The sequence below is a fragment of the Marinifilum flexuosum genome, assembly GCF_003610555.1.
Classification (GTDB): domain Bacteria; phylum Bacteroidota; class Bacteroidia; order Bacteroidales; family Marinifilaceae; genus Marinifilum; species Marinifilum flexuosum.
On record NZ_RAPQ01000010.1, the window covers coordinates 17,794 to 33,015 of the forward strand.

Genomic DNA, 15,222 nt, shown 5'->3' on the forward strand with positions numbered 1-15,222 from the left:
AGCAAAATCTTAAAGCTTTTACTCCTTATATCTCAAAAAGTTTCATGGGATAATCACTTAAATCAAATTACCATTCTTTTTATTTAACAGCATCCAAAAAAAGTGCTATACAATTCTTCGAATATTGACCATTTTAAATTATAGTAGGATAAGTCCAATAGGGAATGTGAGTTTTTTATATTACTAAATTTTCATTAGATAAAACACGCTTAACACAGAATTAAATTATAAACTCATGATATTATAAAAATAAATACGATCAGAAGTAACTGGATATTACTGGAATGTTAAAATCAGATAATCGAAGCACTTGAAAATATTCAACTCATTGATCTTTATTTTTCATCTTCTCAATCACAAGTTCATCCCTATTCACATGAAAAACTGTATCGAGTTTTAGTAGTTTTTTAGAGTCAATCCCACCACAAGCCTCAATATACCTAAACTTCAAAGCATTGTCGCTCAACTGTCTATTGTGTATAAACAAAGTAAGTCCAATCATTAATAATAAAGCAGAAATTGATTGCCATACTACCAATTTCCGGAATATCAACTTACGCTTTCTCCGTACTTTTGTCAACTCCTTTACACTATGAATCAATCCTCCTAATTTTTGATTTAGATCCCTGAATTGATCCTGGCTTGAAAGATTCAAACGCGAAATATTCTCACGAACTGATTGATCAATTGATCGATTAAGAAACTCAACAAGCTCCTTGGGAATTACAATTTTGCGTTTTTCATCTCCAGATTGACCATTCTCCAACTTCCCATCAATGACAAGTAACGATTCTTTGATCTCTTCAAATATTGCGGTAATAAAATCATTCTTTCTCATGTCCATTTCAATTAAATCCTGAATCCTCTTTTGGCAGATTTCCTTTTCACCTTAGGCTTCTTTCTATTTTCTTCTTTACTATACTGATTGGTCAATTCTGACTGAATAAGAATCTCCCGAAGCAAATCCCGAGTACTCATCAACGCTTTTGTTCCATCTCTTGAAATCTCTTGCTGATTTTTCTGTAAACGTGCATCAATCTTTGAAAAACTAAATTGACGGTCAACTTTCGAGCCGTTAAAAGTCAATCCTCCTTTCGTAAACCTTACTCCCTGTATTTCCATTGTGTTCCCTTTGGTCTTAAAATCTACCTGTATTCCTACTTGCCTCAAATTCTCAATCAATTCTGACCAATCAGAACACTTGCTTATATGCATTTTCAAGGCATCGTAAATTTCATATTTGGTTTTATCCGGTTCATGAAGTCGATTCACTTTCACCTGCTCTTTTCCTTTGGCAAAATAAAGACAATGCTTTCTGGTTAATTCTTTACAGATCTTCTCACTTCTTATCCTATCATTTTTATCCGAGATTGTTTTCCCATGATAATCCACCCTATTAATAATCAAATGAATATGTGGATGTTCTTTGTCGAAATGGCGAGCTATCAGAAACTGAGTATTAAAAATCTTCATTCTACTCATGTACTGTTTGGCAATATCTGCCATCAGTTCATTGGACAAAAATTCCTTGTCTTTTGCAGAGAAGGAAAGGGAAATATGGTACCCAGGCTTGCTAATTTTACTATTTAGTTCTGCTTGTTGCTTGAAACTTTCAACAATCGCCCCCTTGTTTTTCAAACGCAGACCTTCACTATTCAACAACTCAGTTCCCTTCTTCTGGTCGAGTATGTAATTCACAACTCCAGCAAAACCTTTCCCCTTTACGATCTTTGCAATCATATCAAAGCTGATCAATTACTTTATCAATCTTTTCTGCCAAATAGAAGTATTCTCTACGAGCATTTGTATAGCCTTGTATATTTGCTCTTTTGGCAATCTGATTTAGATTATTGGCCATGCCACACAGTTTTCGAATATAGGTTTGAACTTCTGGAGTGAGTCTCTCCCGAACTGTACTTTCTGCAATACACTGTCTCATGTACTCACTAAGACTTAGTTTTGCATGATTGGCTTTTGACTTCAAACTGTAATATTCTCCCGTATTCATTTTCACATTCACCCTGTATTTTCTCTTCTGTGAAATGCTTTTCCTGGGACGTCCTCCTTTCTTACTATTTTCCATGGATTTTACCTTTTAATTTGAGACCAACGGGATGTTTTCAAGGGTTTTGGGCATACCAAAACATAAACTTGCTAAGTACATCTTTTAAAGGATTATCCCAACAGAAACAGAATGCTCCTCTCCTTCTTCCATCATCAAAGTTTAAATGATATTACTTACATATAATGTGGCCTTCATACATGCGTAAGCATCCCTTCAATTAAAGGTCATGCTTTCGGCAAAAGGAAGCGGAATAAATGAATGGTGCGCCGGAGGGAAAATCATTTCAATGTGTTTGTGTTGCTACAGGCAAAGTGCTGTACCAGTTTCCTTTTAAAACTGGTACAGCTTTTTGCTCTCACAATCTCACAACAACTAATCTCAAAATAACGCTTTGAAATGATTGGGCGCGTTTATGCCGAACTCTTTTGTTGAAAGCATGGCCGTTTTCAACTTCGCTTTCGCATGTATTAAGGACAGTATCTTACAATTTTTTAATTGTAAAAAGAGAGTCAGAAAATCAGATATTCTCTGGGAACACATAAGTATTAATTTCTTGATTTTCTGACTCTTTATCAATAGTCAAATCGATACAAATGACATCAAACAACACCAAAATAGGGGTATTTTGGATTTTTGAGCGCATATTTAAGAAGAGGCTATCGGAAAATTGAGTTCTAAACTGATATTGCTATAATCTCAGTTACGTATTAAAATTGATACTACAAGTGATACTACTAAAAACTAATATTTAAATGTGGAATTACCTTTAACAATTTTGATACAATATTTTTCTCTCAATAAAGGTCAAAAGTTCGATCTGCGGATGCAAATAGAACTAAATATCTTTAAAACATCTATTTGAAAGAATAAATCCAGATAAAAAAAAAAGAATAAACACACAAAAAATCCAGTAAATTTAAGCATTCCAGAACGTCAGTGTACGCTCAGGTGAATACCCCTCTCATAATATTTATAAATAGCTTATTTATGGCTAATTAGGAACAGTACCATAGGAGCCTGCAGCTCCACACAATACAACAACACCCTCAAATCGTTTGATTTGAGGGTGTTGTTGTTTATCTAGCTGCATATTCTGAGTCAAAAGTAGACACCTATTCGGATACCATTTTTGGAGGAAATAGGTTTCGTTTTTCATGAAAAACAGCTCATAAATTTAAGTATCGATTTATCTAATTGGCATTGGTGTACACATCAAGTATATAAAAAGGAGCAAGCACAACCTACAGTGTTCACTCCTAACAGTCATAAACTAATCTAAAAAGTCTTATAAAGACTTAACTGACACACACTTAACCAATCCTTTTTCTTTCGATGCCAAATACAAGTTGTCCTTGCCATCAACTATCATTGGAATGTAGGCACAGCCTTTTACCAATTCTTCAATTCCTGCAATTAGCTTAGCTCCTTCTTTTGAGAAGATCTTTACCTGTGTAGGTTCTTTTTCAACCGTAACGACTGCACCATTTTTCAAGCTGGTTACCGATACCGGGTTACAACATCCGTGGAAAGATGTAAGTTCACGTCCTCTTTTTCCGAATGACATCAAACTCTTACCTGTTAAGTCGAATGTCTGTACTCTGAAAGCTCCCAGGTTGGCAACTACCAATTGCTTGTTGTCATTTACTGCAAAATCAAGGATTCCACAACAAGGACGCATATCGTTGATTTTTGAAAGTAGTTTACCCGATTTGGCATCGAAAATACCTATCATTCCTTTTCGGTTGTCTGATAATAGTAATTTACCATCCATTACTTTTGCTCCTGAAGCTGTAATAATATCTGCGCATGCATAATGATTTTGCTTGTCTCCTTTGACATTGTAAACGGTACATTCAACGCCAACAGGATTCAACTGCTCCATAACTCTTCCTCTGTATTTCTTCTTCACTATCTCCACCAAAACATCCATTACATAGATATTGCTGTTCTGATCAACAGCTAAAGAAGCTGCACCACCTTTGATTTCTGCTTTGAACTCACTTACTTTTACACCTGTAGGAGAAATGGTTTGTACTCTTCCATCTTTGGTTAAAGCACAAATATTGTTATTTGGGAAAACACCCAAGTAAACTACATCCCTTAATTCTTTACCTTTGAACTGATTATCCACCTTGTAAGCAACATTGGATGCACTACCAACAAAATCTTCCAAAGAAACCTCAGTGTTTTTTTCTTGAGCCAGTTTATCTCTGATTTCCTTAATGGAGGTTTCATTATAAAGTGATGGATTCAGCATAGCAATCAGCTTCTCTTTCAGCTCAACGCTTGCACCACTTGCATGTGCCACCACCAAAAGTGCAGAGAAATATGACTTAGGATTATTTTTAATGAATTCAAGCTCAATAGCTTTTCGTCTCTTATCAGCAGCCTCCATTATTTTATCAACCTCTGCACGTCTCTCTTTACTAATGTTAGGTTTGTAATTGTCAGACTGAGCCTTCTTATAAACAGAGTCTTCTTTTATTGACCTTGTTAGCTCACGAAATTTAAGCATATCCATATGCGCTGAACCACCAATTATCTTCGTATTTCTTAAATCATTTACATTTGCTGTTAGGGTGAAAGTAGCATTCTCAGCAAATACCTGCCCGATGTATCCCTTGTCCTCATCGAACAAAGAGATGAGATTTGGTTCAGGAAAATCACCCTTCAGAGTAAACTTCCCATCTACTACCTTGGCTGAGTAATCTTTCTTTGTTTTCTTATCCTGAATTTTAATCAATCCTGATTTCATACCTTCAATGGTACCATTCAGAACAAATCCACCTACATTTTTCTTTGGGTTCTGCGTACAAGAAAATAATACAAGTGTTACAAATAGTAATAATAGTTGTTGGGTTCTCATAATTTACTTTTCAAAAAAAGATCATAAGGCATTTCACTACCTTATGACCTTATTCATTTAAATTTATTTAGAAAGGAATAGCACCTCTACTCCCTTTTATTTGATTATTCACCAAATAACTCTTTCAACTTCTCATCCAGCTTTTCGTCACGGATATTGTCTCCGGCAGCTACAATAGTTCCATCTTTTGCTATCAAAACTGTAAAAGGAATTCCACTTACATTATAAGCCTTTGCAGCATCTCCTTTATAACCATTATAATCAACAGCATTTATCCAAGGAATATCTTCCTGTTTAGATGCTTTCAGGTATGCCTTCTCTTTTGTATCCAATGAAACTCCAAACACTTCAAATCCCTTATCATGATATTTTGAATAAACTTTTTTCAAATGTGGAAATGAAGCTCTGCATGGTCCACACCAGCTTGCCCAAAACTCAATTAAAGTAAATTTATAATTCGGAACCACGTCGCTTAACGAAATCTTTTTACCATCAATCGTTGTAGCAGAAACATCAGTATACTTCCTTCCTACTGCAAATTTCTTAGACTTGGCAATATTGCTCTTTCTTCTTGCAATACTTGCCTCAACCATTTTTAGATAAGCGTTATCCTCTTCCAGTTCTTTCTTAATCTCTTCAACTACAGAGACGTATTTTTCAAAATTTCTAACACCATATGTGGAAGGCTCCAATGCCAGTAACTTTGTATAAGCAGGATAATCACCTTCAACAATTGTAATCTGGTGATCTGATACAATTTTTGATACTGCAGCATATGCTTCACCAGATTTTCGTCTGGCTTCCTCTAAAGCTTTTACATCCTGTTCATCTGCACTTTGGGAATTAATGCCGGTGAATGCTTCCTCCAACACTTTTTGTCGATTTTTAACTGATTCTTTATAAGCATCAGTGTATCGATATGCATAAACCAGGTCATTACATTCACCACCTTTAAAATTTAATCTACCATTTTCTAAAGAAATCTTGTAATTAGCATTTTCCAAAATAAAAGAGCCATGTCCCCTTTTTGAAGTTCCAACCCGTACTTTAGTAGCTTCCTGTATCGAACCTGTTACGGAAACACTTGTTCCTTCCACAGCAATTTTGGCAACTACCTGTTTGTTATAGTCTTTTAAGACGATGGTATCACCAATCATTTCTTCTGGAAAGTTTCCGCTTATTTTATAGCTACTTGCCTCTTGTTGACAAGATGCCAAAGCTGAAATGAACAGTACAAAAATCAGCAATCTTAATTTATTCAATTCTTTCATATTCATAAATATTAATGATTATTGTTTCTTTTGCATCGTCTTTATCAGATAATGGTTTGGGATTAGATTTTTAAGTTCATTAATAACTTTATCGCCAGAAGTATTCTGTTTGCTTTTGTTTACATACAGTTTTCCTTCAAGGGCTAATAAAGCCTTGGCTACCGGGTCTGCGGATTTTTTGTAAATCGCAGAAATGTATTCAGCCTTCATCACCTCCAACTGTTGTTTATAAGCCTCTATCTGTTGCTTTGCAGCTTCGTCTACATTGCCTTTGTCTTCTAAAGCCCACATTTTCTTCAGGATGTCCTTATAGGCATAAAATGTTTTCCAACCATTGTAAACGGTCCAATTGTAAAAGGATTGTTCTACTTCAAAGCTTCCATTTTCTCCTAAGGTCAAAGGATAGGTACCGGCTTCAATTATCATATCGCCCTGTAATAGCTTTTTCTTTCCATCATAAATTTCAAAACCACCCATTAATGGTGTTTGGGTGTTTCCTGATAAGGAAAATTCACCGTCTTTAATAGCTACTTTTTCTGTTTCTACTATTTTACCAATTTTCGTAGGGCTGTAGTACCATAAGTTAACCGCTAATCCATTGTATCGTTCAAAGCCTTTCCCGTTGAATGTATAATTACCTTTCTCAATAATTTGGATGCGAGTTTTAACATATTCAACTGCTTTACCCAACATTTCTGCATTCTGTCCTAGTTCTTTAGCTGATGCAAGCGCTTTATTATAATATTCCAATCCCTTTTCAAGTAGGTTGGCTTTATTATAGTGTTGCGCAATAGTTCCATAAGCCCTTGGCAGGTATTCACTTTTAGAAGCTTCTAGCTCACTTGCTAATTGAAAAACATAAGCATCAAGCACTTCATTTCTAAACAAGCGCCCAGAACACATGGTAAATACCGGATATTCTTTTAATGCTGGATCTTCATATTCATAAGCTTTTAAAAAAGCTTTGCACTTGGTAACAAATCCTTCAAAGTCGTGTGGATTATTTTTTAAATAACCATAAATTACCAAAGTTTGTTCTATTTTATCCTCCAGTTCATACCCTAAGCCTCTTGCCTCTTCAAACACTGGCGCATAAGATTCCTTACGCCCTTTGTACTCATAAACGCGGCTAAGCATTCTGCGATAAAAATAATTTTCTATCATCTGCTTACCAAGCTTCTCCTCAAAGGCAGTTTTATTATTAACAACCGTTTCATAAGCGAAACCATTCGCAGCACTTCCCCCAAATTTTAAAAGTAAATCAAAGGACTGCTGTGTGATTAATTCTTCCTGTGATAAAGAAGTAATATATGCCTGGAACTTTTCGTCATAGGGAAGTTTTTTATCAAATAGCTCCTGCAAATGACGAGGCATATCTTCCTTTGATATTTCTTTTTTACCACCAATAAGATTTGCTAAATGTTTTTCTGGATCTAATGCTTCTTTTCCAAAATTTATAAAATTACCTGCGGGCATAGAGCCATTTCCCTGATGTAAAAACTCCCCCTTAGAATCGGTAAAAATGTAGGTAGGGTAAGACTTCACTCCGTACTTTTTTGCCAAGGCTACCCCTTCTCCTTTTTCAGCATCCAGCTTATAGCATACAAAATTCTTATTATAGAAATCTCCCACATTTTCTAAAGGAAAAATATTTTTTGCCATTTGTTTACATGGCCCACACCAAGATGTATAAAAATCGATAAAAATAATTTTATTCTCCTGTTGAGCTTTGGCCTTAACACTGGCCCAATCACCATGCTCAAACTTTATACCCTGTGTATAGGCAGAAAAACTGAGCATTAATATTGCGAATACGCTTATTAAATTCTTCATATCTGTTAATGGTTAATTGTCCCTAATCTTAGTAGGTATGCTTTATGAATCAAGGAAAAAACATCAGCCCCTACTAATAAATAGGGGCTGACTGTATTCAATATCTACGGATTTTGTACTAATGCAGGATTCCCTCCTATTGCTTCAACCGGTATTGGGAAAATAAACTGATTTACATCAGTTAATGATTGCTTTAGAACTAAAGCATCAATATCTCCTTCAAAATGGTATCTAACCATATCAAACCAGCTTTCTCCTGTCTCCGAAAATAACTCTAAGCTCTTTTCATCTTTAATATCCTTAAGTATAGTAGCTTTATCAACAAATGACTTATCAGGCATTGCTTGTCGCTGTCTTACTGCGTTTAAACTTGTAAGTGCAAGAGTTGAATTGCCACCATCTTTTCTGATTTCAGCTTCTGCATGAATCAAATACAACTCTGCCATTCGCATGTAATAATAAGTATTACCTTCTTCTGCATCATTCCTAGGATACTTAATAGTTGGCTCGAAGAAATTTGCAAAATACCTTGGATCTATATTGGCATCATCTGCTCCTGTAGAATTATTAGCTATTGTTTGTAATACACTTGATGGTTTACATCCAAAAAGAATTTTTTTCCCTTCTCCACTATCTTCATTGTTAAGTCTACCATTAGCAAAAGGAGCAAACAAAACTTCAGCATTGTTCCACTGTTCTGCCCAAATATCGGTGTAAATACCTGTGTAAAGTTCGAAATTATCTGCGGTATTATCTATAACTGCTTTTGCATTGCTTGCAGCAGCAGCGTATTCACCCATATACAGTTGTACTTTTCCTAACAAAGCTTGAGCAAAAGTAGAACTCACATAAAAGCGTTCTCTATTAGACGGGCCATTAGTTACTGCGAAATCTAAATCTGTAATAATTGCATCATAAACAGCTTGTACCGTGCTTCTAGGCAGATCCTGTGCACCACGTATAGGTTTTGTACTTATTACAACCCCCAACTCAGAATTTCTGTCATAAAACTGTCCCCAGGTTCTTAGAGCATGAAAATGTGCCATAGCTCTCATGGTACGTGCTTCGGCCTGCATTTCAAGTGATCTTTCATTTGAAAGGTCAACAGCAACACCTTCTTCCAACTTTTCAATTAAAAAGTTCGCGTGATTGATGATAGAATATAACTCAATGTAGTAATCCTTTAAAGTTGGACTATCATCCTTTATACTATTACTATTGAAATCTGCTAAATCTGGTAGAATACGGAACCTCTGCTCCTGATCGATACCTGATACCGAAAAGCCAATTGCCATATCAACAGCATTCGTACTACCTGATTCTCTATTTCGATGCAAGGTATAAACTCTGTTTAGTAATGCATTAGCTGATGCTGCATCAGTCACCACATTATCTTCTGTCAACTCATTTATCGGGATGATGTCATCTACATCACATGCATTAAACAATCCTAATAAAATGATTAATGCTAAAATATTATATTTCATTTTCATGACTTTAAAAATTAAGGTTAACACCTACTGACCAAGTTTTTGCTAATGGATATGGATTAGAAGTATTTCCTCCCGAAGAAAATCCACCAACCAACTCAGGGTCGATACCCGGAAAGTCTGTTTTTGTCCACAAATTGTTGCCAGCAACAAATACATGTCCCTTTTCCACCCCAATCTTACTTAGAACGTCTGCAGGAATGTTGTATTTTAATTGTACGTTCTTCAATCGAATGTATGATGTGCTATAAACATGCGCACTAGACATTCTGGAGTTTTGATTAGGATCTGATAATATTGCTCGTGGATATAGTGCATTGGTATTGTTTTCTGTCCAACGGTCTAAAAATCTTCTTTCAATATTTTTATCAGGAGCTGGGAACAAACTATTTGGAACCACAGACTCTCCACCTGCTGAAAAATTGAAGTAAGCCGATAATTCAAATCCCTTATAAGCAACATTTGTATTAAATCCACCAAAAAAATCAGTTTGTGCACTACCCAAGTAGGTTTGATCTTCACTTGTTACTTCTCCATCGTTATTAAGGTCAGCAAACTTGTAATCACCTACACCGGTACCAGCTTCCTGATAGGTATTGTCAGGAGCACCTGCATTTAAAGCGTCCAATTCTGCTTGATTCTGAATAATTCCTTCTGTCACATAACCATTTATGAAGTTGATTTCTCTGCCAACCTCAAACCTATCTCTGGTATTATCATTTAAAGCAGTAGCAGCAAACTTGTCAAGGGAATTTTTATTTTTTGAAATATTAAAGCTGGCAGACCAAACAAGATTCTCATTACGAATAATATCTCCACCTACTTCGAATTCAAAACCTTTATTGGTTATGTCTGCAAAGTTACTGGTAAATGAAGTTGCTCCAGATTCTAATGGGTAAAGTGAAGGCATTAAGGCATCTTTTGATTTTCTATTATAAACATCAACACTACCTCTCAACCTGTTATTAAATAATCCAAAATCAACACCAAGGTTAACTTCTTCTGTTAATTCCCATTTTATTTCTGGGTTTGGTAAGGTTCCATTTAAACCAACAGCTTGATTTTGATTGTAAACAACGTCACCAGCACCATTATTGATGCCAAAAAACTGTAAGTAGGCAAAATTTGGAATATTGTTAGATCCTGTTCGTCCCCAGCCAGTTCTTAATCTTAAATTGTTAATTACTTCTGACGAAGATAAAAACTCCTCATTGGAAATAGCCCAACTTGCCGATGCTGACGGGAAATAAGCACGACGTTTGCTTGGAGCAAACCTTACTGATTTATCCGTTCTGAAATTTGCAGTAAAGTAGTATCTTGAATCATAACTATAGGTTAACCTTGCAAATATTGAGTTCATACCAATTTCAATCTCCGAAGAGTTGGTTTTCACAACCTCTTCAGCAGATTTAGGGTCTGTAAGCACTTTATCATCAGGAAATCCCTGATAAAAACTATTAGTAGATACTGCCTTAGAACGATCCCATGAGTATCCGATCATACCAGACACACTGTGATCATTAAAAGTTCTACCATAGGTAGCTGTAAGGTTTAAAATCTTATTCGTATTTACAGTATGTGCATCAAAAAGTGTTGATTTAGGAATTGTAATGGTTCCAAAACCATCGTCGGTAATTACACCTGTTAACGATTTTGCTGGATCAAAATTACGAGTTCGGTTTCCAAATCTGGAAGCACTTAACTCCGACTTTAACTTTAAGTCTTTTATTGGTCTAACTTCTACATAAAAATTCCCAAGTGCCGTAAAATCAGTACTATTATTGTCCTGACTACTTAATAAAGCAACTGGATTAGGAACAGAAGTTGATTGTCCAAAAATATCTACACTTTGATATCTGTTAAAAGTTCCATCTTGCTTATAAGGAGTAATATCAGGTCTTGCATTTAAGGTAGGTATAACCGAATTGGCATTTATGGTACTTGCGGAAGCATAGCCACTTTCATTAGAAGAAGAACCAATAGTAATATTTGCTCCAACGCTTGTTATGTCATTTACATTAGCATCAATACCCATACGAACATTAAATTGTTCGAAGTTCTCTTCTTTTATCAAACCTTCCTGATCTGTATAAGACAAAGACAATAACATGTTTGTTTTTTCTGTACCTCCTGTTAAAGTTGCATTGTATTGTTGTGTTAAAGCTTTGTTACGATATATTTCGTCAGCCCAATTGGTATTGGCTGTACCAAAATAATCTTCTTTTAAACTGTTATATCCTACTATTTTTGTATTAGTAGGATCCCATGGTAAAGGATCAGGTTCAGTATCAAAATTGGCCATAAATCCAAATCGTGTTAATGCGCTACTGTTAATTTGACCTTTTTCAAAAGCCTTAAATGATTCATTAAATAAGTCATTTGCAAAAGCTTTCCACTCCGTTGTATTGGCATAATCCAGAGTATTGATTGGTTCTCCAAATGTTGTACTTGCAGACAAAGAAACTTTTAGGTCTTCACCCTTTCTTCCTTTTTTGGTTTTAATCATAATCACCCCATTTGCTCCACGAGAACCATATATTGCAGTAGCCGAAGCATCTTTCAACACATCAATACTTTCAATATCATTCGGGTTAATTGATAGCAAGGGATTTGAAACTGTCGCCAAACCTACAGGATTAGTTTGAAAAGGAACACCATCAATTACAAATAGTGGATTATTGTCTGAACCACCAAAAGGAGAAGTAATCCCTCTAATGTTAATATCTACCCCAGAACCTGGAGCACCAGCATTTTGAACCACCTGAACTCCTTTCACCAAACCACCTAAAGCACGATCGAAACTTGCATTTGATGCAATATTATCTTCAAGTTTCTCACTACTAACAGTTGATATTGCCGAAGAAACTTCACTTCTTTTTTGAGTTCCATATCCTACAACTACCACTTCATCCAGACCTTCGGTTGATGAAAGTAAAGTAATATTTATGTATTCCTGAGAAGTCACAACAATTTCCTGAGTCTCCATACCGATAAAAGACACTATTAAAGTAGCTTCTTCCATTCCTCTAAGATCAAGTGAAAATTCACCATCAATATTAGTAATGGTCCCCAAAGGTTTTTGCAAACCTTTGATATAAATACTTGCTCCGGGAATTGGCGAGCCTGAATCATCAGTTACTTTGCCATTGATGATTTTCTTTTCTTGCTCTATAGGTTGTTTAAATTCAATAGCTTTCTTACGAATAACTACAACATTGTTTTCGATGTAGTATTCTAAATCAGTTCCTTCCAAACATTCAGTTAAAGCATCCTCAACGCTTACTTCTTGCAGGTCGATTTCATCTATTTTCACATCTGCTACCATGCCTTCGCTGTACACGAAAGTATAGTCCGAAAGTGATTTCAGTTCTCTAAATACTTCCTTCAAACTGGCATCTTCCATTTTCATGGAGATCCTTGTTCCTTGGCTATATCCTTCTGCCGCAACGGTAAAAATTGCCAGAAAGAATAAAATGGTTGTTAATTTCATAACCCTTAAGGTTTTTCTCCAGGCATTACTAGAGCAATGCCCGAAATCATGATTTTTTTTCATAAATTTGGGTTGTTAGTTACTATTTAGCGCATTCGCACTGCGCTTGATTTAATTAATTGGGGGATGTTAGCGCATCCCTTTTTTTTATCTAGTTCCACCGACTAAAGTCGATGGAAATTTATTTGACTATTGAACTGTAATTACATTCCCTTTGATTGTAAAACTTGCATCTCCAGTTCCTTCAATTAAAGTTAAGATATCTTCTATTTGTCCGTATCGCTGAACATCAACAGAAAATTTCTTATCCTTTACGGAAGCGTTGGCAAAGAATATCTTTACATTATACCATCTGGCCAAATCGTACATAATATTTTCCAATCGTCTACTATCAAATATAAACTGACCATTCTTCCAGGCTGTTACTTCTTCAATATTTGCTTCCAAATCTTTAATTGAATTATTTGATTTGCTTATCACTGCCTGACGTCCTGGAATTAAGATTACATTTTTACCTAGAGAATTATTAACCAATACACTTCCTTCAATTAGTGTAGAATGAATTTCTGCCTCATCTTCGTATGCACGCACATTAAATTCTGTTCCCAAAACTTTCAGTTCCATTCCTTTTGTTTCTACTACAAAAGGCCAATCTTTATTGCTCTCTACATCGAAATACAATTCTCCTTTTGCAATCACCTTTCTTTCTTTGCTTGAGAATTTAGATGGGAACTCCAGGTAAGAATCGGCATTCATCCACACTTTTGTTCCATCCGGTAATTGAACCTGATATTCTCCTCCAATAGGAGTTACGATACGGTTCATCTGGTTCAGCTGTCCAGCCAATAACTCATCATCATTAATCTTCAACTGATTGCTATCTCTTTCCACCAAAAGGTTTTCCTTTGAGCGAATTATTTCCGATGTATCTTTTGAAAGATCAACGATCTCACCATTGGAAAAATAGATTACTGCATTGCTGCTTCCTGGTTGAATTTCCTGAACTTCGGCCAAACCTGGTTCATACTCTGGTGTTTCTTGTAACAATAAGAAACCAATTGCCAATGGAAGCATGATAACTGCAGCATATGCCAACCATTTTTTGTAGTCTAGCCTTGGTTTAATTTGCTTCTCTAGCTTCGCCCAAGCAGCTTCCTGCTTAAATTCATCGTACTCAAAACTTTTCTGTAAAATTCGCTCCTTTGATACAATTCGATCGAAAAGCTCCTGTTTGCCTGGCTGTTTTAACCGGTCTTGTAGTTCCTTTTCTTGTTCTTCATTCAATTGGCCCTTTAAATGACGAACAATTAAGTCTGATATATTCTTCTCTGGAATATGCATATTCTTTCCTGATTTGCTTCTAAGAAACGGATGTTTACAAAGTGGGTGACAGTACCCAAACTTTTTTTATCAATTTAAGAAAGAAAGTGGAGAAGTAGAAAAATAGAATGATCTGTGGGTATTTGATACTCGTAGCTTGCAGCTGATTGCTGAAAGCTGACCGCTGATAGCACTATGCTAACAGCAACAACAACACCCAATGAATTCCCTTTAATTTATCACGCAGGAAAGTATAACCTCGCTGTTTTTGGGTTTTAATTGTATTGATACTTACACCTAATTCTTCTGCCATTTCAGGATTAGTTAATCCATTCATGGTCATAACAATTACTTTACGTGCTTGTGGTGAAAGCTCTTTTATTGCCTCGTAAATTTGGGTATGTACCTCTTCTTCAACAATGGAATTTTCGGAGTACCAGTCGGAGGATAGGGTTTTAATTTCCTCCTCGCTTTTTTGTTTTACGCTCTCATGACGTAAGTAATTAAGGCAAGCATTTCGTACTGAAGAATACAAGTAACTCTTAATGGCTTTGTAACTTTCTAATTCTGATCTTTTGTTCCATAAAGCCAAAAAGGATTCCTGAACAAGGTCATCGCAAATTTCAGCATCTGCAATAAATTTTCTGGAAAATCCACATAATGGACGATAGTACTCCTCAAAAATCTTTTTGAAGACTACACGATTCCCTTGCGACAATTGTCTTAACAATAACTGATTTTCCATTAAAAGTCAAAATTATAAATAGAAATTGGAAATGCAAATTAGGTAGTGCATTCAAAAAATTAATTGGGGCGTAGACCGTTAATTCACTTAAACTTGAATAATATGGAATTCATGCAATCTTTAATTCTCACTCTTTACCACT

The 15,222-nt window shown here is 35.6% G+C and carries 10 protein-coding genes; all 10 read right to left on the reverse strand.

The window, feature by feature from the left end; genetic code table 11:
* Positions 1 to 325: 325 nt before the first annotated feature.
* On the reverse strand, positions 326 to 838 hold the full coding sequence (locus BXY64_RS13505; protein ID WP_147375996.1) for a hypothetical protein: 513 nt from the start codon (positions 836 to 838) through the stop codon (positions 326 to 328).
* An 11-nt stretch (positions 839 to 849) separates the two neighbouring features.
* Complete coding sequence (locus BXY64_RS13510; RefSeq protein WP_120240538.1) at positions 850 to 1,740, reverse strand: relaxase/mobilization nuclease domain-containing protein; 891 nt, start codon at positions 1,738 to 1,740, stop codon at positions 850 to 852.
* A 1-nt stretch (position 1,741) separates the two neighbouring features.
* Entirely contained in the window at positions 1,742 to 2,083 is a 342-nt protein-coding gene (locus tag BXY64_RS13515; RefSeq protein ID WP_120240539.1) for a plasmid mobilization protein, read from the reverse strand.
* A gap of 1,267 nt (positions 2,084 to 3,350) precedes the next feature.
* On the reverse strand, positions 3,351 to 4,931 hold the full coding sequence (locus BXY64_RS13520; protein WP_120240540.1) for a DUF4369 domain-containing protein: 1,581 nt from the start codon (positions 4,929 to 4,931) through the stop codon (positions 3,351 to 3,353).
* Between the two features lie 104 nt (positions 4,932 to 5,035).
* Positions 5,036 to 6,202, reverse strand: coding sequence for a TlpA disulfide reductase family protein (locus BXY64_RS13525; protein ID WP_170150659.1), 1,167 nt, complete (start codon positions 6,200 to 6,202; stop codon positions 5,036 to 5,038).
* Between the two features lie 18 nt (positions 6,203 to 6,220).
* Positions 6,221 to 8,035: a thioredoxin family protein gene (locus tag BXY64_RS13530; protein WP_120240542.1), complete on the reverse strand. Its 1,815-nt coding sequence runs from the start codon at positions 8,033 to 8,035 to the stop codon at positions 6,221 to 6,223.
* Between the two features lie 104 nt (positions 8,036 to 8,139).
* Positions 8,140 to 9,522, reverse strand: a complete 1,383-nt coding sequence (locus BXY64_RS13535) for a RagB/SusD family nutrient uptake outer membrane protein (RefSeq protein WP_170150660.1) — start codon at positions 9,520 to 9,522, stop codon at positions 8,140 to 8,142.
* A 10-nt stretch (positions 9,523 to 9,532) separates the two neighbouring features.
* Positions 9,533 to 13,078 (reverse strand): SusC/RagA family TonB-linked outer membrane protein, encoded by a 3,546-nt coding sequence (locus BXY64_RS13540; protein ID WP_120240544.1) that lies wholly within the window; start codon positions 13,076 to 13,078, stop codon positions 9,533 to 9,535.
* A gap of 126 nt (positions 13,079 to 13,204) precedes the next feature.
* Entirely contained in the window at positions 13,205 to 14,356 is a 1,152-nt protein-coding gene (locus BXY64_RS13545; protein ID WP_120240545.1) for a FecR family protein, read from the reverse strand.
* A gap of 172 nt (positions 14,357 to 14,528) precedes the next feature.
* Positions 14,529 to 15,080, reverse strand: coding sequence for an RNA polymerase sigma-70 factor (locus BXY64_RS13550; RefSeq protein ID WP_120240546.1), 552 nt, complete (start codon positions 15,078 to 15,080; stop codon positions 14,529 to 14,531).
* Between the last annotated feature and the right edge of the window lie 142 nt (positions 15,081 to 15,222).